Genomic DNA, 25,152 nt, shown 5'->3' with positions numbered 1-25,152 from the left:
GGCTACTTGGGGGTCACCCAGATGGTGATGTCCGCGTGCACCACCTCGGTGCCGGCCTTGTCATAGAGCGCGACGGACACCACGAGGTCCGTGCCGGAGGTGATCTCGGCGAAGTCAGGCAGGTCGGGAACCGTCGCCACGGCGCGCAGCCCGGTGTCGGCCTTGGTGAGGTACCGGGTGTTCATCGACTTCGGGATCCACCGGTGCGAGGTGGGCACCGTGGCCTCCGCGAGCATGCCCATCGCCGCCTCGGCGAGGTTGCATGCGGCGATGGCGTGGAAGGTGCCGATGTGGTTGTGCACGCCCCACCACTTCGGTGCCCTCGCCTCGCAGAGTCCCGGTTCGAGGCGGGTGACGTGGGGGAGCACCGTCGCGAAGTAGGGGACCCGCAGGCACATGCCCAGCGAGAACAGTGTCGAGCCGACGCGGTTGCGGGGGAGCTTGAGCCAGCCGCGGTAGGTGGGTGTCTGAGTCGTCATGGCGCTATCTTACTTTGGAGTAAGTTCTGGCGCGCGGTGTCGCCTCGGATCGGATTTGAACTCCCGGCCGGTCTGCGGCATACTGTTCGGGTTGCCTAGACCCCGGTCGTGTTCCACTGCGTCCGGCGCCTGGCGAGAGATGACCGAAGCTCCGGCAGTCAGTGCGGGGCCGAGGCCAATGCAGGACGGAAGCAGTACCTGCGCTCACTTGCGAGCGCATCCGGTATTCATGTTCAGGGGACAATTGTGCCTTGAGTATGAGAGGTAGGGCGACACGCCCGACCGCGTGTACCGGAGAACCATGACAGATGAACAGCGGCAGCGGATCGGGTACTTGCCCGGTCGCCAACGTTCGGACAGTCATGGGCAAGGCAGGAACTGTGCAAACGAGGTAGCCCATGACGGGTCTACACGAACGAGGTAGCCCCCCAGGGTCTACAAGGGCCTAATTCATAACGGGCAAGGAAGAGGACACAAGCGTGGCGGGACAGAAGATCCGCATCAGGCTCAAGGCCTACGACCATGAGGCGATCGATGCGTCAGCACGCAAGATCGTCGAGACGGTGACCCGTACCGGGGCCCGTGTCGTTGGACCGGTGCCGTTGCCGACTGAAAAGAACGTGTACTGCGTCATCCGCTCGCCGCACAAGTACAAGGACTCGCGCGAGCACTTCGAGATGCGTACCCACAAGCGGCTGATTGACATCCTCGACCCGACGCCCAAGACAGTCGATGCGCTCATGCGCATCGATCTGCCGGCCAGCGTTGATGTCAACATCCAGTGAGCGCGGCGGAGACAAAAACAATGACTGAGAACAAGATCAAGGGAATCCTGGGCACCAAGCTCGGCATGACCCAGGTCTTCGACGAGAACAACCGGGTCGTCCCGGTCACCGTCGTCAAGGCCGGACCGAACGTCGTCACCCAGATCCGCACCGAGGAGCGCGACGGCTACAGCGCCGTGCAGCTCGCCTTCGGCGCGATCGACCCGCGCAAGGTCAACAAGCCGGTTTCCGGCCAGTTCGCCAAGGCCGGTGTGACCCCCCGTCGCCACGTCGTGGAGCTCCGCGTTGCGGACGCCTCCGAGTACGAGGTCGGCCAGGAGCTCACCGCCGAGGTCTTCGAGGACGGCGCCTACGTCGACGTCACCGGAACCAGCAAGGGCAAGGGCTTCGCCGGAACCATGAAGCGGCACGGCTTCGCCGGCCAGGGCGCCTCCCACGGCGCGCAGGCCGTGCACCGTCGCCCGGGTTCGATCGGTGGCTGCGCCACCCCCGGCCGCGTGTTCAAGGGCATGCGCATGTCGGGCCGCATGGGTAGCGACCGCATCACGACGCAGAACCTCTCGGTCCACAAGGTGGACGCCGAGAACGGTCTGCTGCTCATCAAGGGTGCGATCCCCGGCCGCAAGGGTGGCCTCGTGATCGTCAAGACCGCAGTGAAGGGTGGTGCGTCCGCATGACCGAGACCGCAACCAAGCTGACCCTCGACGTCAAGGCCGCCGGTGGCAAGACCAACGGCACCGTCGATCTCCCCGCTGAGATCTTCGACGTCACGGCCAACATCGCGCTGATGCACCAGGTTGTCGTCGCTCAGCTCGCCGCGGCACGCCAGGGCACGCACTCCACCAAGACCCGCGGCGAGGTCCGCGGTGGTGGCAAGAAGCCGTACCGCCAGAAGGGCACCGGCCGCGCCCGTCAGGGCTCGACCCGCGCCCCGCAGTTCGCCGGTGGTGGCGTCGTCCACGGCCCGCAGCCGCGTGACTACTCCCAGCGCACCCCCAAGAAGATGAAGGCAGCCGCCCTGCGCGGAGCCCTCTCCGACCGGGCGCGCAACGAGCGCATCCACGTGATCACCGAACTGGTGTCGGGTCAGACCCCGTCCACCAAGGGTGCGAAGTCGTTCCTCGGTGAGATCTCGGATCGCAAGAAGCTTCTGCTCGTCGTCGGTCGCGAGGACATCGCGGCATGGAAGAGCGTGCAGAACCTGGAAGGCGTGCACCCCATCGCACCCGACCAGCTGAACACCTACGACGTGCTCAACAGCGACGATGTCGTGTTCAGCGTCGAGGCGCTCAACGCGTTCATCCACGGGCCGGCCGAGTCCGCCCAGGCAGACAGCAAGGAGGAGAGCAAGTGAGCACCATCGCTGACCCCCGCGACATCTTGCTGGCCCCGGTCATCTCTGAGAAGTCCTACGGACTGATCGAGGAAGGCACCTACACCTTCCTGGTGCACCCGGACTCGAACAAGACGCAGATCAAGATTGCCGTCGAGCAGGTCTTCGGCGTCACCGTGACCAGCGTCAACACCGCCAACCGTCAGGGCAAGCGCAAGCGGACCCGGTTCGGTTACGGCAAGCGCAAGGACACCAAGCGCGCGCTCGTGACCCTCTCGGCCGACAGCAAGCCCATCGAGATCTTCGGAGGACCGGTCGCGTAAGCGGGCGGGACTTGACGAGACATAGAGGACGAGAAGACTCATGGCAATCCGTAAGTACAAGCCGACTACCCCGGGCCGTCGCGGCTCGAGCGTCTCGGACTTCGCCGAGATCACTCGGTCGACTCCCGAGAAGTCGCTTATCCGCCCGCTGCACGGTCGCGGTGGACGTAACGCCCACGGTCGCATCACCACCCGTCACAAGGGTGGCGGTCACAAGCGCGCCTACCGGCTGATCGATTTCCGTCGCAACGACAAGGACGGCGTGCCGGCCAAGGTCGCTCACATCGAGTACGACCCCAACCGCACCGCCCGCATCGCCCTGCTGCACTACCGGGACGGCGAGAAGCGCTACATCATCGCGCCGAAGGGCCTCGAGCAGGGTGCCCTCGTGGAGTCCGGCCCCGCGGCCGACATCAAGCCGGGCAACAACCTGCCGCTGCGCAACATCCCGACCGGTACCACCATCCACGCGGTGGAGCTGCGTCCGGGCGGCGGTGCCAAGATGGCCCGCTCCGCCGGCGCCAGCATCCAGCTGCTGGGCAAGGAAGGCCCCTACGCGACCCTGCGTATGCCCTCCGGTGAGATCCGTCGCGTCGACGTGCGCTGCCGCGCATCCGTCGGCGAGGTCGGCAACGCCGAGCAGTCGAACATCAACTGGGGCAAGGCCGGCCGTATGCGCTGGAAGGGCAAGCGCCCGACCGTCCGTGGTGTCGTGATGAACCCGGTCGACCACCCGCACGGTGGTGGCGAGGGCAAGACCTCCGGTGGTCGCCACCCGGTCAGCCCGTGGGGACAGCCTGAGGGCCGTACCCGCAAGCCCAACAAGCCGAGCGACAAGCTCATCGTCCGCCGCCGCCGTACCGGCAAGAACAAGCGCTAGGAGGGAGTTCAGAATGCCACGCAGCCTGAAGAAGGGCCCGTTCGTCGATGACCACCTCCTCGCGAAGGTGGATGTGCAGAACGAGAAGGGAACCAAGCAGGTCATCAAGACCTGGTCCCGTCGTTCCACGATCATCCCGGACTTCATCGGACACACGTTTGCGGTCCACGACGGCCGTAAGCACGTCCCCGTGTTCGTTTCCGACTCGATGGTCGGACACAAGCTCGGAGAGTTTGCACCGACCCGTACGTTCAAGGGTCACATCAAGGATGATCGGAAGGCGAAGAGGCGATGAGTAACACCGAAACCGCCAACCCGACCGCCAAGGCTGTCGCGCGCCACGTGCGTGTGACGCCGATGAAGGCGCGTCGTGTCGTGGATCTGGTTCGCGGGCGCTCCGTCGAGGACGCGCTGTCGATCCTGAAGTTCGCGCCGCAGGCAGCGAGCGAGCCGGTCGCCAAGGTGATCGCCTCCGCAGCGGCCAACGCCGAGAACAACCTCGACCTGGACCCGAGCACGCTTGTCGTCGCCACGGCGTTCGTGGACGAGGGTGCGACCCTCAAGCGGTTCCAGCCGCGTGCACAGGGCCGTGCGTTCCGGATCCGCAAGCGCACTAGCCACATCACCGTGATCGTGGAGAGCCTGCCCAAGGCCGGCACCTCGACCCGCAATCGCCGGAAGGGAAGTGCTCAGTAGTGGGCCAGAAAATCAACCCGCACGGCTTCCGCCTCGGCATCACCACCGACTGGAAGTCTCGCTGGTACGCAGACAAGCAGTACGCGGAGTACGTCAAGGAAGACGTCGCCATCCGCAAGCTCCTCGCCACCGGCATGGAGCGGGCCGGCATCGCGAAGGTGGAGATCGAGCGCACCCGTGACCGGGTCCGCGTCGACATCCACACCGCGCGTCCGGGCATCGTCATCGGTCGCCGTGGCGCCGAGGCCGATCGCATCCGCGCCGAGCTGGAGAAGCTGACCGGCAAGCAGGTGCAGCTCAACATCCTCGAGGTCAAGAACGCTGAGGCCGAGGCCCAGCTCGTGGCCCAGGGTGTCGCGGAGCAGCTGTCGAACCGCGTCGCGTTCCGTCGCGCCATGCGCAAGGCCATCCAGTCGGCCATGCGTCAGCCGAACGTCAAGGGCATCCGGGTGCAGTGCTCGGGCCGCCTCGGCGGCGCCGAGATGTCCCGCTCGGAGTTCTACCGCGAGGGTCGGGTTCCGCTGCACACGCTGCGCGCGGACATCGACTACGGGCTCTACGAGGCCAAGACCACCTTCGGCCGCATCGGCGTGAAGGTCTGGATCTACAAGGGCGACATCGTCGGTGGCAAGCGTGAGCTCACCGCCAACGCTGCTGCCCCGGCCGGCGATCGCCCCCGTCGCGAGCGTCCGAGCCGTCCGCGTCGCTCCGGTGCCTCGGGCACCACGGCGACCAGCACCGAGGCGGGCCGCGCAGCGACCGCCACCGCCGAAGCTCCGGCTTCGACCGAGCCGAATCAGGAGGGCTGACGCATGTTGATCCCCCGTCGGGTCAAGCACCGCAAGCAGCACCACCCGAGCCGTTCGGGTGCCGCCAAGGGTGGAACCCAGGTGACCTTCGGTGACTACGGCATCCAGGCTCTCGAGCCCGCCTACATCACCAACCGTCAGATCGAGTCCGCTCGTATCGCCATGACGCGCCACATCAAGCGTGGCGGCAAGATCTGGATCAACATCTTCCCGGATCGTCCGCTCACGAAGAAGCCCGCCGAGACCCGAATGGGTTCCGGTAAGGGTTCGCCCGAGTGGTGGGTCGCGAACATCAAGCCCGGTCGGGTCATGTTCGAGATGACTTACCCGAACGAGGAGATTGCTCGCGAGGCCCTGCGCCGCGCGATGCACAAGCTCCCGTGCAAGTGCAGGATCGTCACGAGGGAGGAGCAGTTCTGATGGCTACTGGAACCCCAGCCGCAGAGCTCCGCGAGCTCAGCGAAGAAGAGCTGGTCACCAAGCTCCGCGAGTCGAAGGAAGAGCTGTTCAACCTTCGCTTCCAGATGGCGACCGGTCAGTTGGACAACAACCGTCGCCTGCGCACTGTCCGTCACGAGATCGCGCGCGTCTACACGGTCATGCGTGAGCGTGAGCTCGGCCTCGCCGCCGGCCCGGATGCGGGTGACGCGGCATGAGTGAGAAGAAGGACAACGCAGTGACTGAAGAGCGTGGGACCCGCAAGGTCCGCATCGGCTACGTCGTCTCCGACAAGATGGAGAAGACGATCGTCGTCGAGCTCGAGGATCGTGTGAAGCACCCGCTGTACGGCAAGATCATCCGCCGTACCACCAAGGTGAAGGCGCACGACGAGAACGGCATCGCCGGCATCGGCGACCGCGTCCAGCTCATGGAGACCCGACCGCTGTCGGCGACCAAGCGCTGGCGTCTGGTCGAGGTGCTCGAGAAGGCCAAGTAAGAGCACTAAACCGAAACGGCCCGTCCCCGGTTGGGGGCGGGCCGTTTTGCGTGTGCCACCAGCGGGGGAGCGCACAACCACAATCGAGGCCGATCGCGCGCGATTTGGATTCCCTCGGCGTGTTCCCTACACTAGAGCGGTTGCCTGTGCCTCCGCATGCCCGCATGCGGGTAGGGCTGGGTAACAGACCGCGCGCATCGGGTCGGTAATCCGGTGCGTACGAAAATCCAGGTCTTAGGAGAGATCAGTGATTCAGCAGGAGTCGCGACTGCGTGTCGCCGACAACACGGGTGCCAAGGAGATTCTCTGCATCCGCGTTCTCGGCGGTTCGTCTCGTCGCTACGCCGGGATCGGCGACATCATCGTCGCCACCGTCAAGGACGCCATCCCGGGTGGAAACATCAAGAAGGGCGAGGTCGTCAAGGCCGTCATCGTCCGCACCACCAAGGAGCGCCGCCGTCCGGACGGCTCGTACATCAAGTTCGACGAGAACGCTGCGGTTCTCATCAAGCCTGATCACGATCCCCGTGGCACCCGCATCTTCGGACCCGTCGGTCGCGAGCTGCGTGACAAGAAGTTCATGAAGATCGTTTCGCTCGCCCCGGAGGTGCTGTGATGAAGGTGCACAAGGGTGACACCGTTCTGGTCATCGCCGGCAAGGACAAGGGCGCCAAGGGCAAGGTCATCCAGGCCTTCCCGGCGACCGAGAAGGTCCTCGTCGAGGGCGTGAACCGGATCAAGAAGCACACCGCGGTCTCCGCGAACGAGCGTGGCGCCTCCTCCGGCGGCATCGTGACGCAGGAAGCCCCGATCCACGTGTCGAACGTGCAGGTCGTGGACTCGGACGGTAACGCAACTCGCGTGGGCTACCGCACCGATGAGAACGGCAAGCGGGTTCGGATCTCCCGTAAGAACGGGAAGGACATCTGAGATGACTAGCACTGAGAACAAGATCGTTCCCCGTCTGAAGACCCGCTACCGCGCCGAGATCAAGGACGCGCTGAACGCGGAGTTCGAGTACGCGAACGTCATGCAGATCCCCGGCGTGGTCAAGGTCGTCGTCAACATGGGTGTCGGCGACGCCGCCCGCGACGCGAAGCTGATCAACGGAGCGGTCCACGACCTCGAACTGATCACCGGCCAGAAGCCCGAGATCCGCAAGGCCCGCAAGTCCATCGCGCAGTTCAAGCTGCGTGAGGGCATGCCCATCGGCGCGCGCGTCACCCTCCGTGGCGACCGCATGTGGGAGTTCCTCGATCGCCTGGTCAGCATCGCGCTGCCCCGTATCAGGGACTTCCGTGGCCTGTCCGGCAAGCAGTTCGACGGCAACGGCAACTACACCTTCGGTCTCAACGAGCAGTCGATGTTCCACGAGATCGACGTGGACAAGATCGATCGCCCGCGCGGTATGGACATCACCGTCGTGACGACCGCGACCAACAACGAAGAAGGCCGTGCCCTGCTCAAGCACCTCGGCTTCCCGTTCAAGGAGAACTGAGCCATGGCGAAGAAGGCACTGGTCAACAAGGCCAACAAGAAGCCCAAGTTCGCGGTGCGCGCCTACACCCGCTGCCAGCGGTGCGGCCGTCCCCACTCGGTGTTCCGCAAGTTCGGCCTGTGCCGAATCTGCGTTCGCGAGATGGCGCACGCGGGCGAGCTGCCCGGCGTTCACAAGAGCTCCTGGTAGTCAGAAACTTCTGGCTCGCATCCGTGAGCCAGTCCAAAGGAAAACCCCTTCGCTGTAGGCCCACGGCCGGCCGGTGCTCCTCGAGTGCCGATCCCGGTGTTGCATGGGAACCGCTGCGAGAAAGGTGAACAGGTCAACCCCATGACCATGACCGATCCGATCGCAGACTTCTTGACGCGTCTGCGCAACGCCAACTCGGCGTACCACGACGAGGTGAAGCTTCCCCACTCGAAGATCAAGGCGAACATCGCCGAGATCCTCAAGCGCGAGGGCTACATCTCCGATTTCCGTACCGAGGACGCCGAGGTGGGCAAGACCCTCGTCGTCGACCTGAAGTACGGACCCAGCCGTGAGCGCAGCCTCGCGGGTGTCCGGCGCGTTTCCAAGCCCGGTCTCCGGGTTTACGCGAAGTCCACCAACCTGCCCAAGGTCCTGGGCGGCCTCGGCGTGGCGATCATCTCCACGTCTTCCGGCCTGCTCACGGATCGTCAGGCGGCCAAGCAGGGCGTCGGCGGCGAAGTCCTCGCCTACGTCTGGTAAGGGAGGCCACCACAATGTCGCGTATTGGAAAGATTCCGGTCACCGTCCCCGCGGGCGTTGACGTCACCATCGAAGGACAGAACGTCTCGGTCAAGGGCCCGAAGGGCACCCTGGCGCTGACGATCTCCGAGCCGATCAGCGTTGCCAAGAGCGAGGACGGTGCCCTTCTGGTCACCCGTCCGGACGACGAGCGTCGCAGCCGCGCGCTGCACGGCCTCTCGCGCACCCTGGTCGCCAACCTGATCACCGGTGTCACCGAGGGCTACACCACGAAGATGGAGATCCACGGCGTGGGTTACCGCGTCGCGCTCAAGGGCAAGGACCTCGAGTTCGCGCTGGGTTACAGCCACCCGGTGCCGATCGAGGCCCCCGAGGGCATCACCTTCGTCGTCGAGTCGCCCACCCGGTTCTCGGTCTCGGGTATCGACAAGCAGAAGGTCGGCCAGATCTCGGCCAACATCCGTCGTCTTCGCCGTCCGGACCCGTACAAGGGCAAGGGCGTGCGTTACGAGGGTGAGCAGATCCGCCGCAAGGTCGGAAAGACGGGTAAGTGATATGAGCCAGACTGCAAACCAGAAAGCCAAGCGGATCCCGCTGGGCAAGGATGCGTCCACCACGCGTCGTCTCTCGAAGACGCGTCGTCACTTCCGTCTGCGCAAGAAGGTCTCGGGCACGCCCGAGCGTCCGCGCCTGGTCGTGAACCGGTCCTCGCGCCACATCCACGTCCAGCTCGTGGACGACCTGGCCGGCCGTACCCTGGCCGCCGCGTCGACCACCGAGGCGGACCTGCGTGTTGCCGAGGGCGACAAGAAGGCCCTCAGCGCGAAGGTCGGTCAGCTGATCGCCGAGCGCGCGAAGGCAGCAGGCGTCGAGGCAGTGGTGTTCGACCACGGTGGCCACGGCTACCACGGTCGCATCGCGGCCCTGGCGGACGCTGCTCGCGAAGGCGGGTTGAAGTTCTGATGATGAAGCTCACGAATGGAAGGACAGTCTGATGCCGGGACGTCAGAGGCGTGACGGCGGCAGCGGACCCGCCGGACAGGGTGGCCCCAACACCGGGGACAACCGTGGCGGCGGCGATCGCCGTGGCGGCGGTCGTGACGATCGTCGTGGCGGCCAGGCGGCCGAGAAGTCGAACCACATCGAGCGCGTTGTCACCATCAACCGCGTGTCGAAGGTCGTCAAGGGTGGTCGTCGCTTCAGCTTCACCGCTCTCGTGATCGTGGGCGACGGCAACGGACTCGTTGGCGTCGGCTACGGCAAGGCCAAGGAAGTTCCCGCGGCCATCCAGAAGGGTGTCGAGGAGGCTCGCAAGAGCTTCTTCCGCGTTCCGATGATCGGCGGCACCATCACTCACCCCGTCCAGGGTGAGGCGGCCGCCGGTGTGGTCATGCTCCGTCCGGCCAGCGCCGGTACCGGTGTCATCGCCGGTGGCGCGGTGCGTGCCGTGCTCGAGTGCGCGGGTATCCACGACATCCTGTCGAAGTCGCTCGGTAGCGACAACGCAATCAACGTCGTCCACGCGACCGTTGCCGCCCTCAAGGGCCTCCAGCGTCCCGAGGAGGTGGCCGCTCGCCGCGGACTGCCGCTCGAGGACGTGGCCCCGGCCGGCATGCTGCGTGCACGTGCGGGACAGGGAGTCTGAGATGGCTGAACTGAAGGTCACCCAGGTAAAGAGCTCTATCGGTACCAAGAAGAACCAGCGCGACAGCCTGCGCACCCTCGGTCTGAAGGGCATCCGTCAGACCGTCGTCCGCGAGGACAACGCGCAGAACCGTGGCCTGGTCAACGTGGTCCGCCACCTCGTCACAGTTGAGGAGGTCTAACCATGACCATCAAGTTGCACCACCTGCGCCCCGCTCCCGGTGCCAAGTCCGACAAGATCCGCGTCGGTCGAGGCGAGGGCGGCAAGCGCGGTAAGACCGCAGGTCGCGGCACGAAGGGCACCAAGGCCCGCAAGAACGTGCCCGCCGCCTTCGAGGGTGGACAGATGCCGCTGCACATGCGTCTGCCCAAGCTCAAGGGATTCAAGAACCCGTTCCGGACCGAGTACCAGGTCGTCAACGTGGGCGATATCGCCCGGCTGTTCCCCAACGGTGGGACCATCGGCGTTGCCGAGCTCGTCGAGGCAGGCGCGGTTCGCAAGAACCAGCTCGTGAAGGTCCTCGGCGACGGAGAGCTCACGGTGTCCGTTCAGGTCACCGCGAACAAGTTCACCGGTTCCGCCAAGGAGAAGATCACCGCTGCCGGTGGGACGACCACCGAGCTGTGATCCACCAGTAGTTCGAGACCGATGGCCGCAGCGCATCCCGACGGGGCGTGCTGCGGCCATTCGTCTAACCTGACTCACACGGCCTATCGGGGCTGAGTGAACGGGTGCCACTGCTAGTGTTCTAAAGTTCATTTCGCCTCGTGAGCGATCCCGCTCGCTATCTGCCAGTGCCAGGAGGATCTTTGCTTTCCGCCTTCGTCTCGGCCCTCAGGACTCCCGACCTGAGGCGGAAGATCCTCTTCACCCTCGGCATCATCGCGTTGTACCGGTTCGGTGCGACGCTGCCGTCGCCCGGCGTCGACTACTCGAACGTCAAGACCTGTATCGACCAGATCTCCGGTGGTGACTCGGCGGGCATCTACTCGCTGATCAACCTGTTCTCCGGTGGCGCGTTGCTGCAGCTGTCGGTGTTCGCGATCGGCATCATGCCGTACATCACGGCCAGCATCATCGTGCAGCTGCTGACGGTGGTCATCCCCAGGTTCGAGGAACTCCGCAAGGAGGGCCAGTCGGGCCAGGCGAAGATGACCCAGTACACGCGGTACCTGTCGATCGCGCTGGCCATCCTGCAGTCCACCGGCATCGTCGCGCTCGCAGCGCGCGGCCAGCTGCTGCAGGGCTGCCAGGAAGACATCATCGCCGACCAGTCCATCTTCGGCCTGGTGACCATCGTCCTGGTGATGACGGCCGGCGCGGCCCTGGTGATGTGGTTCGGCGAGCTGATCACCGAGCGCGGTGTCGGCAACGGCATGTCGCTGCTGATCTTCTCGGGTATCGCCTCGCGCATGCCCGCGGAGGGCGGGGCGATCCTCGACAGCCGAGGCGGGCTCATCTTCGCGATGGTCTGTGTCGCCGCCCTCGCCCTCATCGCGGGCGTGGTCTTCGTCGAGCAGGGCCAGCGGCGCATCCCGGTGCAGTACGCCAAGCGGATGGTCGGCCGGAAGATGTACGGCGGGTCCTCGACGTACCTGCCGCTCAAGGTCAATCAGGCCGGCGTCATCCCGGTGATCTTCGCGTCCTCGCTGCTGTATCTGCCGAACCTGATCGCCCAGCTGACCGGCGCCAGCACGGCGACCGATCCGAGCTGGTGGCAGGAGATCATCCAGAAGTACCTGGTGAACCCGAGTAACCCGGTCTATATCCTCATCTACTTCCTGCTCATCGTCTTCTTCACCTACTTCTATGTCGCGATCACCTTCAATCCCGAAGAGCGCGCGGACGAGATGAAGAAGTTCGGTGGCTTCATCCCGGGCATCCGCCCGGGCCGCCCGACGGCGGATTACCTCAACTACGTGCTCAGCCGCATCACGCTGCCGGGCGCCATCTACCTCGGTCTCATCGCGGTGCTGCCCAATTTCTTCCTGAGCGGAAGTGCGGGTAGCAGCATCTTCGGTGGTGCGGCGGTGCTGATTCTCGTCAGCGTCGGCCTCGACACCGTCAAGCAGATCGAGAGTCAACTCATGCAGCGCAACTACGAAGGGTTCCTCAAGTGAGACTTGTCCTCCTTGGTCCTCCCGGTGCCGGTAAGGGCACTCAGGCCGCCATCCTGTCGGAAAAGCTCGGCGTTCCGCACATCTCCACGGGCGACCTGTTCCGCGCCAACATCGGGCAGCAGACGGCGCTCGGACTCGAGGCGAAGAAGTACCTCGACGCAGGCGACCTGGTGCCCAGCGAGATCACCAACAACATGGTTCGCGCCCGGGTCTCCGAGCCGGACGCCGTGAACGGTTTCCTGCTCGATGGTTTCCCCCGCACGGTCGATCAGGCGCAGGCGCTCGAGGGCATCCTCGGCGAGCTGAACGCCAAGCTCGACGGCGTGCTCGCGTTCGAGGTCGACGACGACGTCGTGGTGGAGCGGATGCTCGCCCGCGGTCGCGCGGACGACACCGAAGACGTGATCCGCAACCGGATGCGTGTCTACCGCGAGGAGACCGCTCCGCTGCTGGACCACTACGCAGGTCAGATCGTCACCGTCGACGCCGTCGGCGAGGTCGACGAGGTCAACGCGCGCGCGCTCGCCGCGCTCGGTAAGTAAGAGGCCGTCGTGGGGTTTCGTCGTAAGAAGGTCGTTCCCTTCCGCACCGCGGGCGAGCTGGACGCGATGGCGGCGGCCGGCGCCGTCGTCGGCGCGACACTCGTCGCGGTGCGCAATGCGGCGAAACCCGGCGTGAGCACGCTCGAGCTAGATCAGCTGGCAGAGCAGACCATTCGCGACGCCGGTGCCGTGCCGTCGTTCCTCGGGTATCACGGGTTCACCGGATCGATCTGCTCGTCGGTCAACGACCGTGTGGTGCACGGGATCCCGTCGGCCGAGGACGTCCTCGTCGAGGGTGACCTGGTGTCCATCGACTGCGGCGCGATCCTCGACGGCTGGCACGGCGACTCCGCCTGGACCTTCGGCGTCGGGACGATCATCGAGGCCGACGAGCTGCTCAGCGAGGCCACCAGGCTCTCGATGGAGGCGGGCATCGCGGCCATGATCGCAGGCAATCGCCTCACCGACGTCTCGCACGCGATCGAGCTGGGCACCCTGGCCGCCGCGGAGGCGCACGGTCGCAAGTACGGCATCGTCGACGGATACGGCGGTCACGCCATCGGCCGCGAGATGCACATGGATCCGTTCCTGCCGAACGAGGGGGCGCCCGGCAAGGGGCCCGAGCTCGTCATCGGCTCCGTGTTGGCCATCGAGCCGATGCTGACGCTCGGTACCCACGAGACCGTGGTGCTCGACGACGAGTGGACCGTCGTCACCACCGACGGATCGCGGGCAGCGCACTGGGAGCACACCGTCGCGGTCACCGAGGACGGCCCGCGGATCCTCACCCTGCGCCCCGAGTAGGCGCACTCCATCGGAGAACGGGCACTCACGGTCGAACCCGACCGTGGGTGCCCGTTCTCGGTTTCGGGATCCGGGGGATCGTGGCGACGTGCAGGCTCAGGACTCGAGCAGCAGGGTGACCGGGCCGTCGTTGACCGAACTGACGCGCATGTGCGCGCCGAAGTGGCCGGTCTCGACCTGTGCGCCCAATCCGCGCAGCGCGTCGGCGAACGCGTCGACCAGTGGCTCGGCCACGGCGCGCGGCGCGGCCGCGGACCAGGACGGGCGGCGGCTCTTGCGGGTGTCCGCGAGCAGCGTGAACTGGCTGACCACCAGGATCGGCGCGCCGATGTCGGAGGCCGAGCGCTCGTCGTCCAGGATGCGGAGCTTCCACACCTTCGCGGCGAGGGCGTCGGCGACCGCGGAATCGTCGCCGTGGCCGACGCCGAGCAGGACCAGCAGCCCCTGGCCGGCCGGGTCGATCCTGGCGACGGTGTGACCGTCCACCTCGACGGCCGCCTCGGTGACCCGTTGCACCACAGCGCGCACTCTTCACATCCCTTCGGGGGTCCGGGGCGATACAACCCGCATTTGGCCTGGTGAGCGAACTCCGGTAAGCTAGATCAACGGTGCGCCCTGCGTGCCGGTCGTTTCGTGCGTCTGTGCGGCTCGCCGGTTCTCTACCGCGTGCGCATCACCGTAACGGAGAACGATGCCCACCAACGGATCGCGGAGGATATGGCTAAGAAAGACGGGGCCATCGAGGTCGAGGGACGCGTAGTCGAACCGCTGCCCAATGCAATGTTCCGCATTGAGCTCGAGAACGGCCACAAGGTCCTCGCGCACATCAGCGGGAAGATGCGTCAGCACTACATTCGCATCCTGCCGGAAGACCGTGTCGTCGTAGAGCTGTCGCCCTATGACCTCTCTCGCGGTCGCATCGTCTACCGGTACAAGTAACACACACTTCCCGGGCCACATCTGGCCTGGGGGAACCATGTCCACCCACCGGTGGGCGACACACAGGAGATTAGACAGACGTGAAGGTTCAGCCCAGCGTCAAGAAGATCTGCGAGAAGTGCAAGGTGATCCGTCGTAACGGCCGGGTCATGGTCATCTGCGACAACCTGCGTCACAAGCAGCGTCAGGGATAACCACCTGCACGACTTGCGATCGGCTTGTCCGACGCAACTGAAAAGAAGACCTCTCAGCACCAGCCGGGATGACGGCCAACGGGTTCAGGCCCGAACAGCACATCCCGGTGCACCCCCGGCACGGAGGCCGGGGCCCCACTGAGTTAGTTGAAAGACGCTCTGAGCGATCAGAGGACACAGGGGACGGACTGGGAGCAGACCTCCGCACACCGATAGGAAATGCCAACATGGCACGTCTCGCAGGTGTTGATCTTCCTCGCGAAAAGCGCATGGAGATCGCACTGACCTACATCTACGGCGTCGGCCGTACCCGCTCCAAGGAGATCCTCGCGGCCACGGGTGTCAACCCGGATCTGCGCAGCAAGGACCTCAGCGACGAGGATCTGACCAAGCTCCGCGAGTACATCGAGGAGTCGCTGAAGGTCGAGGGTGACCTTCGCCGCGAGGTTCAGGCGGACATTCGTCGCAAGATCGAGATCGGCTGCTACCAGGGCCTGCGCCACCGTCGTGGTCTGCCCGTGCGTGGACAGCGCACCAAGACCAACGCGCGCACCCGTAAGGGCCCCAAGCGCACCATTGCCGGCAAGAAGAAGGCGAAGTAATGCCCCCTAAGTCACGCACCGGTCCGAAGAAGACCCAGAAGGCACGTCGCAGGGACAAGAAGAACGTCCCGCACGGCGCAGCTCACATCAAGAGCACCTTCAACAACACCATCGTGTCCATCACGGACCCGTCCGGCAACGTCATCTCCTGGGCGTCCTCGGGCCACGTGGGCTTCAAGGGTTCGCGTAAGTCGACCCCGTTCGCCGCTCAGCTGGCCGCCGAGAGCGCTGCCCGCAAGGCGCAGGAGCACGGCGTGAAGAAGGTCGACGTCTTCGTCAAGGGCCCCGGCTCGGGACGCGAGACCGCGATCCGCTCGCTGCAGGCTGCTGGCCTCGAGGTCGGCACCATCTCCGATGTCACCCCTCAGCCGCACAACGGCTGCCGTCCGCCCAAGCGGCGTCGGGTCTAGCGGGAAGGAAAGGTTTAGAAAATGGCACGTTATACCGGCCCCATCACCCGCAAGTCGCGTCGTCTGCGCGTCGACCTCGTCGGAGGAGACCAGGCGTTCGAGCGTCGCCCCTACCCGCCGGGCCAGCACGGCCGCGCGCGGATCAAGGAGAGCGAGTACCTGCTCCAGCTGCAGGAGAAGCAGAAGGCTCGCTTCACCTACGGCGTCATGGAGAAGCAGTTCGTCCGCTACTACAAGGAAGCGGTGCGTCGCCCGGGTAAGACCGGCGAGAACCTGCTGCGCATCCTCGAGACCCGTCTCGACAACGTCGTGTACCGCGCCGGACTGGCCCGTACCCGTCGTCAGGCCCGCCAGCTCGTCAGCCACGGCCACCTTCTTGTGAACAACAAGAAGGTCGACATCCCGAGCTTCCGCGTTTCTCAGTACGACATCATCGATGTCAAGGAGAAGTCGCTGAGCACGCTGCCGTTCCAGGTTGCCCGCGAGACCGTCGGCGACCGTCCGGTTCCCGGCTGGCTGCAGGTCGTTCCGGGTCGCCTCCGCGTCCTGGTCCACAATGTGCCCGAGCGCGCGCAGATCGACGTTCCGCTGCAGGAGCAGCTGATCGTGGAGCTGTACTCGAAGTAATGCCTTGTGCCCCGTGCGCCTTTCTGACAGCTCCGGCTGTCGGAGGGCGCACGGTGCCGGAGGCGCCATCCATCGTGGGCGTCAAATAGCGGACGTCCGTACAGGAGGAAAACCACATGCTCATTTCTCAGCGACCCACGCTGACCGAAGAGGTCATCGCTGACAACCGCTCGAAGTTCGTCATCGAGCCCCTTGAGCCCGGCTTCGGGTACACCCTCGGCAACTCGCTTCGCCGCACCCTGCTGTCGTCGATCCCCGGCGCTGCTGTCACCAGCATCCGTATCGACGGCGTCCTGCACGAGTTCACCACCGTTCCCGGCGTGAAGGAAGATGTCACCGACATCATCTTGAACCTCAAGGGCCTGGTCGTGAGCTCCGAGGAGGACGAGCCCGTCACCATGTACGTCCGCAAGCAGGGCCCCGGTGCCGTGACTGCAGGCGACATCGTGCCTCCGGCCGGCGTCACGGTGAACAACCCGGATCTGCACATCGCCACCCTGAACGACAAGGGCAAGCTGGAGATCGAGCTCGTCGTCGAGCGCGGTCGCGGCTACGTCCCCGCCGTCCAGAACAAGGCGTCCGGCGCCGAGATCGGCCGTATCCCGGTCGACTCGATCTACTCGCCGGTGCTCAAGGTCACCTACAAGGTGGAGGCCACCCGCGTCGAGCAGCGCACCGACTTCGATCGGCTCGTGCTGGACGTGGAGACCAAGAACTCCATCACTGCTCGGGATGCGCTCGCCTCGGCGGGCAAGACCCTGGTTGAGCTCTTCGGCCTGGCCCGTGAGCTGAACGTCGAAGCAGAAGGCATCGAGATCGGACCCTCGCCCGCCGAGGCCGATCACATCGCTTCCTTCGGACTGCCGATCGAGGACCTGGACCTCACCGTCCGTTCCTACAACTGCCTCAAGCGCGAGGGTGTTCACACCGTCGGCGAGCTGGTTGGTCGCACCGAGTCCGATCTGCTGGACATCCGCAACTTCGGTCAGAAGTCCATCGACGAGGTGAAGGTCAAGCTGCATTCGCTCGGCCTTGCCCTCAAGGACAGCCCGGCCTCCTTCGATCCGACCACCGTTGCCGGCTACGACGCCGCCACCGGAACCTGGAGCGACACGGACGCCGGTGCCTTCAACGATGCCGATGGCAACGACCAGGACTACGCCGAGACCGAACAGCTGTAGTCAGCTCACCGGTTCCTTACTAGGAGATTCATCATGCCCAAGCCCAAGAAGGGTGCCCGCTTCGGCGGGTCGGCTTCGCACCAGAAGGCGATCTTCGCCAATCTGGCCACCGCGCTCTTCGAGCACGGTCGCATCACCACCACCGAGGCCAAGGCCAAGGCCCTGCGGCCCTACGCCGAGAAGCTCGTCACGCACGCGAAGGCCGGCACGCTGGCCCACCGTCGTGAGGTGCTCAAGGTCATCCGCAACAAGGATGTCGTGCACACCCTGTTCGCGGAGATCGGTCCGTTCTACGCGGAGCGCGATGGCGGCTACACCCGCATCATCAAGACCGTCCCCCGCAAGGGTGACAACGCTCCGATGGCGATCATCGAGCTCGTCAAGGAGCAGACCGTCACCTCCGAGGCCAACCGCGCGCGCCGCGTGAAGGCTTCGCAGGAGGCCCCGGCCGAGAACGTCGTGGAGGCCGTCGAGGCCGAGGCGACCGAGGCCGAGGTCGAGAACGCGGACGCAGTCGTGGAGGCCGTCGAGGACGAGACCGCCACCGCCGCCGACGCGGACGAGGCCAAGAAGGACTAACGCTGAACGCGTCAGAACCTCGCAACGAACCCGTCGCCCCCTCCGGGGGTGGCGGGTTCGTTCGCTATCGCCTCGATGTGACCTACGACGGCACCGACTTCTCCGGCTGGGCGCGCCAGCCCGGGCTCCGGACCGTGTGCGGGGTGCTCGAGCAGGCCCTGTCGACCGTGTTCCGCGAACCGGTCGAGCTGACCGTCGCCGGTCGCACCGATGCGGGCGTGCACGCGGCCGGACAGGTCGCGCACATGGACCTCACGGCGCCGCTGGACGATCCCAGCCGGCTGGTTCGCCGATTCGCGCGGTTCCTGCCGCCGGACGTCCGGATCAAGGCGATCGCCACGGTGCCCGCGGAGTTCGACGCCCGCTTCTCCGCGATCCGCAGGCACTACGAATACCGCATCAGCACGGCGAAGTACGGCGTCGAGCCGTTGCGGGCCCGCGACACCGTCTCGGTGCCGAAGGACCTGGACCTGGACGCGATGAGAAGGGCGTCGGCCGGGCTGCTCGGTCTGCACGACTTCGCCGCCTTCTGCAGGCGGCGCGACGGCGCCACCACGGTTCGGGAGTTGCAGCGCTTCGACTGGGTGCGCGATGGCGACATCGTCACCGCGCACGTCAGCGCGGATGCCTTCTGCTGGTCGATGGTTCGCAGCCTGGTCGGCGCGATGCTGGCGGTTGGCGAGGGCCGCCGCAGCGTCGAGTGGACGGTCGGGCTGTTGGAGGAGCGCGAGAGGTCGAGTTCGGTGCTGGTCGCGCCCGCGCACGGGCTGAGCCTGGTGCGGGTCGACTACCCGGCCGACGAGGACCTCGCCGAGCGCAACGCCGTCACCCGTGAGGTGCGGGCGGTGCCCGGCGGTTGCTGCGGCGACTGACCGCCGTCGCCGAGTGTGCAGTTACCGGGGCGTCGGCCGTGAGGGTGCGTCGGTAGCTGCATACTCGGCGGGCTGCGGCGCTGGCAGCGGTGGGCGTCGACCGCCTGCGCCGCCGAGCCGGGCGAGCGCGATGCCGCCGAGCACCCCGGCGCCACCGACGATCTGGACGGGCGACATCGACTCGCCGAGCAGGAGCAACGAGGCGAGGACCGCGAACAGCACCTCGGTCAGCAGGATCAACGAGGTCAACGTCGGCCCGATCCTGGCGACCGCGGCGCTCCCCGACAGGTAGGCGACGACGGTGCTCACGAGGATCAGCAGGGCGAGCGGGACGAACCACGCCAGCTGGACCGACCCGAGGGTCGTCTCCGCGGCCGTCACGCTCAGTGGCAGCACACCCAGCAGTCCGACGCAGCCGATCGCGACGGCGCCGACGCTCATCCCGGTCGCGGTCAGCACCAGCGGGCTGAACGTCTCGGACGTCCGGTCCGAGATGACGAAGAAGCAGGCCAGGCAGACCATCGAGATCGCAGACCAGGCGACGCCTGCGAGGCTGACCTCGACGGACCCGAACATGTCGAGCACGCCAACCGCGCCGGCCAGCGCCAGTCCCGTGCCGAGCAGGGTCACCGCGCCGGGGCGCTCGCCCCGAGTCGCCCATGCCCAGCCGATGACCAGCAGCGGCGCGAGGAACTGGATCATCAGTGCGACGCCGACCGAGAGGTACTGCAGCGCCAGGAAGAAGCTGGCCTGAACGCCTGCCACCGCCATCAGCCCGTACAGCACGATCGTCCTGGCGTGCCGGTGCGCGGTGCGCAGGCCGGCCGGGTCGGCGATCGCGGCGACGACCAGCATCACGACGGCGGCACCGGCGATCCGGGCGAGCACGGTGCCGCCGGGGGACCAGCCGACACCCATCAGCGACTTGGCGAACGGACCCGACAGCCCGAAGGTGAAGGCGGAGAGCACGCTCAGGCCGGTACCGGTTCGGATCGCAGCGGCCGCACTGCTGTGCACGTCGGCGTCTCCTGTCATGAGTCAAATCTGATTAGACTCATGACGGTATGAGGCGAGTCGTCAGGAGTCAAAGTGTATATAGCCCATGACACCGAGAGGGCCCTGATCGGCGCGACGGCATTGGTCAACACCGGCCTCGGCGGCCGTGAGCTGCTGCCCGACGTGGCCGCACTCGACGCGTTCCTGACCGAACACGACTGGAGCGGCAGGCGGGACGGCACCGAGTCGGAGTTGCGCGCGGTGCGGTCGCTGCGGCCACGGCTCGCTCGGTTGTGGCAGTCGGGCAGTGACCGCGACGCGGCGCAGATCGTGAACGCGTTGCTCCGTGAGGCGAAGGCCATGCCCCGGCTGACCGAGCACGGCGACTGGGGCTGGCATCTGCACGTGACCGCGGACGACGATCCGTTGGTGCATCGGATGGGAGCCGAGGCGGCGATGGCGATCGTCGACGTGATCCGGGTCGGCGACCTCGACCGACTGCGTCACTGCGTGGCACCCGATTGCGATTCGGTGCTGATCGACTTGTCCCGCAACAGGTCCCGCCGGTACTGCGATACGGGGAACTGTGGAAACCGGGCGAACGTGGCGGCGTACCGGGCGCGCAGGGCGGAGGCCGCCGCGCGCTGAGTGACGCGGTGCTCTGGGTCAGCCCTGCCGCGCGACGCCCTCGACCACGGTCATCACGACGGTTTCGGCGTTGTGGCGGGCGACTGATTTGTTCACCTTGACCCGGATGACGCCGCCGTCCTTGCGCACCAGGTCGACATCGGCAGACAGGCCGAGTTGCTCACCGTTGATCAACTGGGTGTGTCCGCGATCGTGTTCTTCGATGAGGCTCGGATGGACGAACTGGCGCGGGCCGAGGCCGCGCGCCTCGGGCAGTGAATACCCGAGGAGGTCAGCGAAGGCCCGGTTGACGTCGACAACGTGATCGTCGCTCTTGTGCACGATGACCGGCATGTTGACGTTGTGGATGAGTGCCCGATAGTGGGCCCCACTGATCGCACTCACGGAACTCGAAGACACCCGCGACCTCCCGACTGGTCTGCGCAAGCACTCGATCCAACGTTGTGGATCGTTCAACCAATGTGACAGCGGGGGAAGTGTAAGTGCAACGTGATGGGCAACACATCGGTTTTCTGTGTGTAGAGCACCGAAATGGTTTTGGTCCGGTCAGCCCGCCAGGGATCGGGCGATCACGAGGCGCTGAATCTGATTGGTGCCCTCGAAGATCTGGGTGATCTTGGCCTCGCGCATGTACCGCTCCACCGGGAAATCCTGGGTGTAGCCGTACCCGCCGAAGACCTGGACGGCGTCGGTGGTGACCTTCATGGCGGCGTCGGTGGCGACGAGTTTCGCGACGCTGGCATTGCGCGAGTAGGGGACACCGGCGTCCCGCCTGCGTGCCGCGTCCAGGTAGGTGGCGCGGGCCGAGTCGACCGCGGCGGCCATGTCCGCGAGCAGGAACCCGAGGCCCTGGTGGTCGATGATCCGCTTGCCGAAGGCCCTGCGCTCCTTGGCGTACGCGACGGCGTCGTCGAGCGCGCCCTGGGCGAGCCCCACCGCGACCGCGGCGATGCCGAGGCGGCCCGAGTCGAGCGCGCTGAACGCGATGGGCAGGCCCTGTCCCTGCGCTCCGATCAGCCGTTCCTGCGGGACGAAGGCGTCGTCGTAGTGGGCGGACGTGGTGGGGACGGCGCGCAGCCCCATCTTCTCCTCGGGCTTGCCGAAGGTCAGACCCTCGGTGCCGGAGTCCACCAGCAGGCAGGAGATGCCGCGCGGACCGTCGTCGCTGGTCCGCGCGAACACGGTGTAGAAGTCGGCCCGACCGCCGTTGGTGATCCAGGCCTTGGCTCCGTTGACCCGGAACCCGCCGTCCACGGGCGTCGCCTTGCAGCTCAGTGCGGCGGCGTCGGAGCCGGCCTGCGGCTCGGAGAGGCTGTACGCGCCGATGGTGTTGCCGCCCAGCATGTCCGGGAGCCACCGGGACTTCTGTTCGTCGGTGCCATGAGTGGCCAGCGCGAAGCAGGAGAGGCTGTGCACGCTGGTCGCGACGGCGACGGCGGCCCAACGCGCGGCGAGCTCCTCGAGCACCTGTAGGTACACCTCGTACGGCTGGTTGCCGCCGCCGAACTCCTCGGGATACGGCAGGCTCAACAGCCCGGCCTGGCCGAGGGCGGGGAAGACGCCTTCGGGGAAGGTCTCCGTCTTCTCGTGCTCGTTCACCTTGGGGGCCAGCACCTTGTCCGCGACGTCGCGGGTCAGTTCGATCAGGTCGCGGGCTTCCTGGCTGGGCAGCAGGCGTTCGACGGGCACGGCGGGCTCCTTCGTGAGTAGTACTAGAAAAGATACTGCAGTACTGTTAGAGGTATGGCAACCCGGTCCAGTGCCCCAGCTGTGCGTGGCGCCGCGCGGCGCGCGCAGCTGCTCGATCAGCTCGTCGACCTGCTCCTTCAGGAGGGCTTCGCCCATCTGACGCTCGACGACATCGCGGGCAGGTTGAGGTGTTCGAAGTCGACGCTGTACGCGCTCGCGGACAGCAAGGAGCAGCTCGTCCGCACGGCGACGGTGCACTTCTTTCGGGGCGCCACCGAACGCGTCGAATCCAGGCTCGACGGCGTCGTCGGCGCTCGCGAACGAATCGGGACCTATCTGGAGGCGGTGGGCGAGCAACTCCGGCCGGCCTCGACCCGCTTCATGGACGATCTCGCGAGCAACGCGGCGGCCCGCGAGATCTATGAGCGCAACACGCGGTTTGCCGCCCGCCGAGTGCAGGAACTGATCACGGCCGGGGTCCGGGAGGGTGAGTTCCGGGACGTCAACGCCGCCTTCGTCGCCGACGTGGCCGCGGCGATGATGGTCCGCATCCAGCAGCGCCGGGTCGCGGAGTCAACGGGGCTCCCGGACGCCCAGGCGTATCTCGAACTCGCAACGCTGCTCACCAACGGTCTCGCGGTATGAGCCTCTGAACTGCATCTTTCCTGTTGGACGAATGTCCGTAAAGGCAATCATCTCAATTTGGCATCTTAGTGTTGGACGGTTGGTTATGGTTGCCGCATTTCGTGCGATCTGTAACCGGTTCTGGCTATGCATTCGCGCGGGTCCCTGGATGCATGGAGGAACGAGAATGTCTCATGCGGTGATGCGTCGCGCGGTGGCGGCGGTGAGCGCGGCCGCCGTTGTCGCCCTTGGTCTCGGGGTCGGTGGTGGTGTCGCGTCGGCGGCGCAGACGTCGGCGACGGTGACCGCCACGAACATCGTGGCGACCAAGACGCTGCTGGGTGATGGTTCTGTGTTTCCGGGTGAGGTGGTGACGTATCGGACCGAGTTCTCGGTGAACAGCATCATCGATCGGTACCTGAACAAGATCACCGATGTGCATCCGGCTGGGTTCGAGTATGTGCCGGGTAGTGCGAAGGTGTCGGCGGCGTCGACCTCCTCGCCGACGCCGAGCGTGGAGGTGGCGAACAACCGGGTGTCGGTGTCGAACTCGGTGAGCGCCTGGATGCTGTCGAAGAACGTCAACCGCAAGGTGTCGCTGGAGCTGTCGTACAAGGTTCCGGACAACGCGCCCGCAGGCACGTTCAACAGTGGTCTGACGTTCGACGTGAACACCTTCGGTTCGACCCAGACGTTCAATCCGATCGGCGTGACGATCGATGTGCAGACTCCGCCGGACGTCGCGACGACAACGACGCTCACCGCGCCTGCGACGGCGAATGTGGGTGCTGCGGTTGAGTTGAAGGCGACTGTTGCTCCGGCTGCTGCGGGTGGCACGGTTCAGTTCAAGGATGGCGCTGCGAACATCGGTGGGCCGGTTGCGGTGAACGCCGGTGTGGCGACCTTGTCGCACACGTTTGATGCGGCGGGTGCGAAGTCGATCACCGCTGTGTACTCGGGTGGTGCCGGTTTCACGGGTTCGACGTCTGCTGCGGCGACGGTGACGGTGTCGGTGCCGGATGAGGCGACCACGACCACGATCACGGTGCCGGCGACGGCGAATGTGGGTGCTGCGGTTGAGCTGAAGGCGACCGTTGCTCCGGCTGCTGCGGGTGGCACGGTTCAGTTCAAGGACGGCGCAGCGAACATCGGTGGGCCGGTTGCGGTGAACGCCGGTGTGGCGACCCTGTCGCACACGTTCGATGCGGCGGGTGCGAAGTCGATCACCGCTGTGTACTCGGGTGGTGCCGGTTTCACGGGTTCGACCTCTGCTGCGGCGACGGTGACGGTCTCGGTTGCTGATGTTGCGACCTCGACTCAGCTGACGGTTCCGGCCACGGCAAACGTGGGTGAGGCGCTCGATCTGTCGGCCACGGTGTCGCCTGCTCCCGCTGGTGGCACGGTTCAGTTCAAGGACGGGGGCACCGCCCTCGGTGGCCCGGTGAACGTGGTGGACGGCAAGGCCGCGATCCCGCATGCGTTCGACGCCGCCGGTCCGCACAGCATCACCGCGGTCTACTCCGGGGCTCCCGGCTTCAAGACGTCGACCTCCGCCGCGGCGACGGTGACGGTGTCGGTTGCTGATGTGGCGACGACGACGCAGGTGACCGTTCCGGCGTCGGCGTTTGTTGGTGCGGCCGTGGATCTGAAGGCGACGGTCTCGCCTGCTCCTGCCGGTGGCACGGTGCAGTTCAAGGATGGGGCCGCGAACATCGGTGCTCCGGTGAATGTGGTGGACGGTAAGGCGGTTCTGTCGCATACGTTCGCTGCTGCTGGTGCGCACGCGATCTCGGCGGTGTTCTCGGGTGCTCCCGGTTTCCTGGGTTCGACTTCTGCGGTGCAGTCGGTGTCGGTTCCGGTTCCCGATGTGGTGACGTCGATTGCGTTGACTGCGCCTGCGACTGCGGATCGTGGTGTGGTGGTGGAGTTCTCGGCGACGGTGTCGCCGACCCCGAACGGTGGCACGGTGCAGTTCAAGGACGGCTCGACCCCGATCGGTGGTCCGGTGAACGTGGTGGACGGTAAGGCGAAGCTGTCGCACACCTTCGACACTGCGGGTGCTCATTCGATTACGGCGACGTACTCCGGGTTCGCTGGTTTCTCGGGTGCGGGTTCGCAGGCGAGCACGGTGACGGTGGCCGGTGCCGGTGGGGACGGGTCGTTCGGCTCGAGCCAGTTCGGTTCCTGATTCTCTAGCTCTGTTTCGATCCA

The 25,152-nt window shown here is 66.0% G+C and carries 40 protein-coding genes; 35 read left to right on the top strand and 5 right to left on the bottom strand.

Going from position 1 to position 25,152, the window contains the following annotated elements:
* Positions 1 to 2 precede the first annotated feature (2 nt).
* A complete protein-coding gene (locus RM1_RS03555; RefSeq protein WP_027503149.1) occupies positions 3 to 479 on the bottom strand; it encodes a hotdog fold domain-containing protein in 477 nt (158 codons plus the stop codon).
* A 479-nt stretch (positions 480 to 958) separates the two neighbouring features.
* On the opposite strand from RM1_RS03555, the gene rpsJ reads away from it, so the two are divergent.
* From rpsJ to map, 24 genes are all read left to right on the top strand, one after another.
* The gene (rpsJ, locus tag RM1_RS03550) at positions 959 to 1,264 is read left to right on the top strand and encodes a 30S ribosomal protein S10 (RefSeq protein ID WP_003938093.1); all 306 of its coding nucleotides are present in this window, start codon (positions 959 to 961) and stop codon (positions 1,262 to 1,264) included.
* Between the two features lie 20 nt (positions 1,265 to 1,284).
* On the top strand, positions 1,285 to 1,941 hold the full coding sequence (gene rplC / locus RM1_RS03545; protein ID WP_027503150.1) for a 50S ribosomal protein L3: 657 nt from the start codon (positions 1,285 to 1,287) through the stop codon (positions 1,939 to 1,941).
* Positions 1,938 to 2,618, top strand: coding sequence for a 50S ribosomal protein L4 (gene rplD / locus RM1_RS03540; RefSeq protein ID WP_027503151.1), 681 nt, complete (start codon positions 1,938 to 1,940; stop codon positions 2,616 to 2,618). Before rplC ends, rplD begins: the two co-directional genes overlap by 4 nt.
* Complete coding sequence (rplW, locus tag RM1_RS03535) at positions 2,615 to 2,920, top strand: 50S ribosomal protein L23 (protein WP_072750011.1); 306 nt, start codon at positions 2,615 to 2,617, stop codon at positions 2,918 to 2,920. The genes rplD and rplW overlap by 4 nt, the downstream gene beginning before the upstream one ends.
* Before the next feature lie 40 nt (positions 2,921 to 2,960).
* Positions 2,961 to 3,800: a 50S ribosomal protein L2 gene (rplB, locus tag RM1_RS03530; RefSeq protein WP_027503153.1), complete on the top strand. Its 840-nt coding sequence runs from the start codon at positions 2,961 to 2,963 to the stop codon at positions 3,798 to 3,800.
* Between the two features lie 13 nt (positions 3,801 to 3,813).
* Positions 3,814 to 4,095, top strand: a complete 282-nt coding sequence (gene rpsS / locus RM1_RS03525) for a 30S ribosomal protein S19 (protein WP_003940820.1) — start codon at positions 3,814 to 3,816, stop codon at positions 4,093 to 4,095.
* Entirely contained in the window at positions 4,092 to 4,496 is a 405-nt protein-coding gene (gene rplV / locus RM1_RS03520) for a 50S ribosomal protein L22 (RefSeq protein WP_027503154.1), read from the top strand. The genes rpsS and rplV overlap by 4 nt, the downstream gene beginning before the upstream one ends.
* Positions 4,496 to 5,305 carry a 30S ribosomal protein S3 gene (gene rpsC / locus RM1_RS03515; RefSeq protein WP_027503155.1) on the top strand — a complete coding sequence of 270 codons (810 nt, stop codon included), beginning with the start codon at positions 4,496 to 4,498 and terminating at the stop codon, positions 5,303 to 5,305. Before rplV ends, rpsC begins: the two co-directional genes overlap by 1 nt.
* A 3-nt stretch (positions 5,306 to 5,308) precedes the next feature.
* The gene (rplP, locus tag RM1_RS03510) at positions 5,309 to 5,725 is read left to right on the top strand and encodes a 50S ribosomal protein L16 (RefSeq protein ID WP_027503156.1); all 417 of its coding nucleotides are present in this window, start codon (positions 5,309 to 5,311) and stop codon (positions 5,723 to 5,725) included.
* Positions 5,725 to 5,961, top strand: a complete 237-nt coding sequence (rpmC, locus tag RM1_RS03505; RefSeq protein ID WP_027503157.1) for a 50S ribosomal protein L29 — start codon at positions 5,725 to 5,727, stop codon at positions 5,959 to 5,961. Before rplP ends, rpmC begins: the two co-directional genes overlap by 1 nt.
* Positions 5,958 to 6,242: a 30S ribosomal protein S17 gene (rpsQ, locus tag RM1_RS03500; protein ID WP_027503158.1), complete on the top strand. Its 285-nt coding sequence runs from the start codon at positions 5,958 to 5,960 to the stop codon at positions 6,240 to 6,242. The genes rpmC and rpsQ overlap by 4 nt, the downstream gene beginning before the upstream one ends.
* A 247-nt stretch (positions 6,243 to 6,489) precedes the next feature.
* Complete coding sequence (gene rplN / locus RM1_RS03495; protein ID WP_027503159.1) at positions 6,490 to 6,858, top strand: 50S ribosomal protein L14; 369 nt, start codon at positions 6,490 to 6,492, stop codon at positions 6,856 to 6,858.
* Positions 6,858 to 7,172, top strand: coding sequence for a 50S ribosomal protein L24 (gene rplX, locus RM1_RS03490; protein ID WP_027503160.1), 315 nt, complete (start codon positions 6,858 to 6,860; stop codon positions 7,170 to 7,172). Before rplN ends, rplX begins: the two co-directional genes overlap by 1 nt.
* A gap of 1 nt (position 7,173) precedes the next feature.
* Positions 7,174 to 7,740 (top strand): 50S ribosomal protein L5, encoded by a 567-nt coding sequence (rplE, locus tag RM1_RS03485; protein ID WP_027503161.1) that lies wholly within the window; start codon positions 7,174 to 7,176, stop codon positions 7,738 to 7,740.
* Positions 7,741 to 7,743: 3 nt separating this feature from the next.
* Complete coding sequence (locus RM1_RS03480) at positions 7,744 to 7,929, top strand: type Z 30S ribosomal protein S14 (RefSeq protein WP_005239644.1); 186 nt, start codon at positions 7,744 to 7,746, stop codon at positions 7,927 to 7,929.
* Between the two features lie 141 nt (positions 7,930 to 8,070).
* Positions 8,071 to 8,469, top strand: coding sequence for a 30S ribosomal protein S8 (rpsH, locus tag RM1_RS03475; RefSeq protein WP_007531931.1), 399 nt, complete (start codon positions 8,071 to 8,073; stop codon positions 8,467 to 8,469).
* Positions 8,470 to 8,483: 14 nt separating this feature from the next.
* Complete coding sequence (gene rplF, locus RM1_RS03470; protein WP_027503162.1) at positions 8,484 to 9,023, top strand: 50S ribosomal protein L6; 540 nt, start codon at positions 8,484 to 8,486, stop codon at positions 9,021 to 9,023.
* 1 nt (position 9,024) lies between these two features.
* On the top strand, positions 9,025 to 9,432 hold the full coding sequence (gene rplR / locus RM1_RS03465; protein WP_037178049.1) for a 50S ribosomal protein L18: 408 nt from the start codon (positions 9,025 to 9,027) through the stop codon (positions 9,430 to 9,432).
* A 31-nt stretch (positions 9,433 to 9,463) separates the two neighbouring features.
* The gene (rpsE, locus tag RM1_RS03460; RefSeq protein WP_027503164.1) at positions 9,464 to 10,114 is read left to right on the top strand and encodes a 30S ribosomal protein S5; all 651 of its coding nucleotides are present in this window, start codon (positions 9,464 to 9,466) and stop codon (positions 10,112 to 10,114) included.
* A gap of 1 nt (position 10,115) precedes the next feature.
* Positions 10,116 to 10,295, top strand: coding sequence for a 50S ribosomal protein L30 (gene rpmD, locus RM1_RS03455; RefSeq protein ID WP_027503165.1), 180 nt, complete (start codon positions 10,116 to 10,118; stop codon positions 10,293 to 10,295).
* A gap of 2 nt (positions 10,296 to 10,297) precedes the next feature.
* Positions 10,298 to 10,741, top strand: a complete 444-nt coding sequence (gene rplO, locus RM1_RS03450; protein ID WP_072750010.1) for a 50S ribosomal protein L15 — start codon at positions 10,298 to 10,300, stop codon at positions 10,739 to 10,741.
* 182 nt (positions 10,742 to 10,923) lie between these two features.
* Complete coding sequence (gene secY / locus RM1_RS03445; protein ID WP_072750009.1) at positions 10,924 to 12,234, top strand: preprotein translocase subunit SecY; 1,311 nt, start codon at positions 10,924 to 10,926, stop codon at positions 12,232 to 12,234.
* On the top strand, positions 12,231 to 12,776 hold the full coding sequence (locus tag RM1_RS03440; protein WP_027503168.1) for an adenylate kinase: 546 nt from the start codon (positions 12,231 to 12,233) through the stop codon (positions 12,774 to 12,776). Before secY ends, RM1_RS03440 begins: the two co-directional genes overlap by 4 nt.
* 9 nt (positions 12,777 to 12,785) lie before the next feature.
* On the top strand, positions 12,786 to 13,580 hold the full coding sequence (map, locus tag RM1_RS03435) for a type I methionyl aminopeptidase (RefSeq protein WP_027503169.1): 795 nt from the start codon (positions 12,786 to 12,788) through the stop codon (positions 13,578 to 13,580).
* Between the two features lie 96 nt (positions 13,581 to 13,676).
* Here map and dtd read toward each other — a convergent pair whose 3' ends face one another.
* A complete protein-coding gene (gene dtd, locus RM1_RS03430; RefSeq protein ID WP_072750008.1) occupies positions 13,677 to 14,108 on the bottom strand; it encodes a D-aminoacyl-tRNA deacylase in 432 nt (143 codons plus the stop codon).
* 189 nt (positions 14,109 to 14,297) lie between these two features.
* On the opposite strand from dtd, the gene infA reads away from it, so the two are divergent.
* The 8 genes from infA to truA all read left to right on the top strand — a co-directional run bounded on the left by infA (position 14,298) and on the right by truA (position 18,984).
* A complete protein-coding gene (infA, locus tag RM1_RS03425) occupies positions 14,298 to 14,519 on the top strand; it encodes a translation initiation factor IF-1 (RefSeq protein WP_003418601.1) in 222 nt (73 codons plus the stop codon).
* An 80-nt stretch (positions 14,520 to 14,599) separates the two neighbouring features.
* On the top strand, positions 14,600 to 14,713 hold the full coding sequence (gene rpmJ / locus RM1_RS03420) for a 50S ribosomal protein L36 (protein ID WP_025347279.1): 114 nt from the start codon (positions 14,600 to 14,602) through the stop codon (positions 14,711 to 14,713).
* Between the two features lie 227 nt (positions 14,714 to 14,940).
* A complete protein-coding gene (rpsM, locus tag RM1_RS03415) occupies positions 14,941 to 15,315 on the top strand; it encodes a 30S ribosomal protein S13 (RefSeq protein ID WP_027503171.1) in 375 nt (124 codons plus the stop codon).
* The gene (gene rpsK, locus RM1_RS03410) at positions 15,315 to 15,725 is read left to right on the top strand and encodes a 30S ribosomal protein S11 (RefSeq protein WP_027503172.1); all 411 of its coding nucleotides are present in this window, start codon (positions 15,315 to 15,317) and stop codon (positions 15,723 to 15,725) included. Before rpsM ends, rpsK begins: the two co-directional genes overlap by 1 nt.
* A gap of 21 nt (positions 15,726 to 15,746) precedes the next feature.
* On the top strand, positions 15,747 to 16,352 hold the full coding sequence (gene rpsD, locus RM1_RS03405; RefSeq protein ID WP_027503173.1) for a 30S ribosomal protein S4: 606 nt from the start codon (positions 15,747 to 15,749) through the stop codon (positions 16,350 to 16,352).
* Between the two features lie 116 nt (positions 16,353 to 16,468).
* Positions 16,469 to 17,533: a DNA-directed RNA polymerase subunit alpha gene (locus RM1_RS03400; RefSeq protein ID WP_027503174.1), complete on the top strand. Its 1,065-nt coding sequence runs from the start codon at positions 16,469 to 16,471 to the stop codon at positions 17,531 to 17,533.
* A gap of 33 nt (positions 17,534 to 17,566) precedes the next feature.
* A complete protein-coding gene (gene rplQ / locus RM1_RS03395) occupies positions 17,567 to 18,112 on the top strand; it encodes a 50S ribosomal protein L17 (RefSeq protein ID WP_027503175.1) in 546 nt (181 codons plus the stop codon).
* 2 nt (positions 18,113 to 18,114) lie between these two features.
* Positions 18,115 to 18,984: a tRNA pseudouridine(38-40) synthase TruA gene (gene truA / locus RM1_RS03390; RefSeq protein ID WP_072750007.1), complete on the top strand. Its 870-nt coding sequence runs from the start codon at positions 18,115 to 18,117 to the stop codon at positions 18,982 to 18,984.
* A 21-nt stretch (positions 18,985 to 19,005) separates the two neighbouring features.
* Here truA and RM1_RS03385 read toward each other — a convergent pair whose 3' ends face one another.
* A complete protein-coding gene (locus RM1_RS03385; RefSeq protein ID WP_083576504.1) occupies positions 19,006 to 20,019 on the bottom strand; it encodes an EamA family transporter in 1,014 nt (337 codons plus the stop codon).
* A 54-nt stretch (positions 20,020 to 20,073) separates the two neighbouring features.
* On the opposite strand from RM1_RS03385, the gene RM1_RS03380 reads away from it, so the two are divergent.
* On the top strand, positions 20,074 to 20,628 hold the full coding sequence (locus RM1_RS03380; protein WP_072750006.1) for a CGNR zinc finger domain-containing protein: 555 nt from the start codon (positions 20,074 to 20,076) through the stop codon (positions 20,626 to 20,628).
* Positions 20,629 to 20,646: 18 nt separating this feature from the next.
* Here the strand turns inward: RM1_RS03380 and RM1_RS03375 are convergent, their stop codons facing one another.
* Together RM1_RS03375 and RM1_RS03370 are read right to left on the bottom strand one after the other, a co-directional pair.
* Complete coding sequence (locus tag RM1_RS03375) at positions 20,647 to 21,027, bottom strand: PAS domain S-box protein (protein ID WP_143069400.1); 381 nt, start codon at positions 21,025 to 21,027, stop codon at positions 20,647 to 20,649.
* Between the two features lie 147 nt (positions 21,028 to 21,174).
* Complete coding sequence (locus RM1_RS03370; protein ID WP_072750005.1) at positions 21,175 to 22,317, bottom strand: acyl-CoA dehydrogenase family protein; 1,143 nt, start codon at positions 22,315 to 22,317, stop codon at positions 21,175 to 21,177.
* A gap of 54 nt (positions 22,318 to 22,371) precedes the next feature.
* Here RM1_RS03370 and RM1_RS03365 point away from each other — a divergent pair, with 54 nt between their 5' ends.
* On the top strand, positions 22,372 to 22,962 hold the full coding sequence (locus tag RM1_RS03365) for a TetR/AcrR family transcriptional regulator (RefSeq protein WP_051637692.1): 591 nt from the start codon (positions 22,372 to 22,374) through the stop codon (positions 22,960 to 22,962).
* Positions 22,963 to 23,128: 166 nt separating this feature from the next.
* Entirely contained in the window at positions 23,129 to 25,129 is a 2,001-nt protein-coding gene (locus tag RM1_RS03360; protein WP_169922280.1) for an Ig-like domain-containing protein, read from the top strand.
* The last annotated feature ends 23 nt before the right edge of the window (positions 25,130 to 25,152 follow it).

Source organism: Rhodococcus maanshanensis NBRC 100610, assembly GCF_001894865.1.
GTDB lineage: Bacteria > Actinomycetota > Actinomycetes > Mycobacteriales > Mycobacteriaceae > Rhodococcus_G > Rhodococcus_G maanshanensis.
The sequence above is the reverse complement of the archived record's forward strand: the minus strand, read 5'-3'. Positions and strand labels throughout refer to the sequence as shown.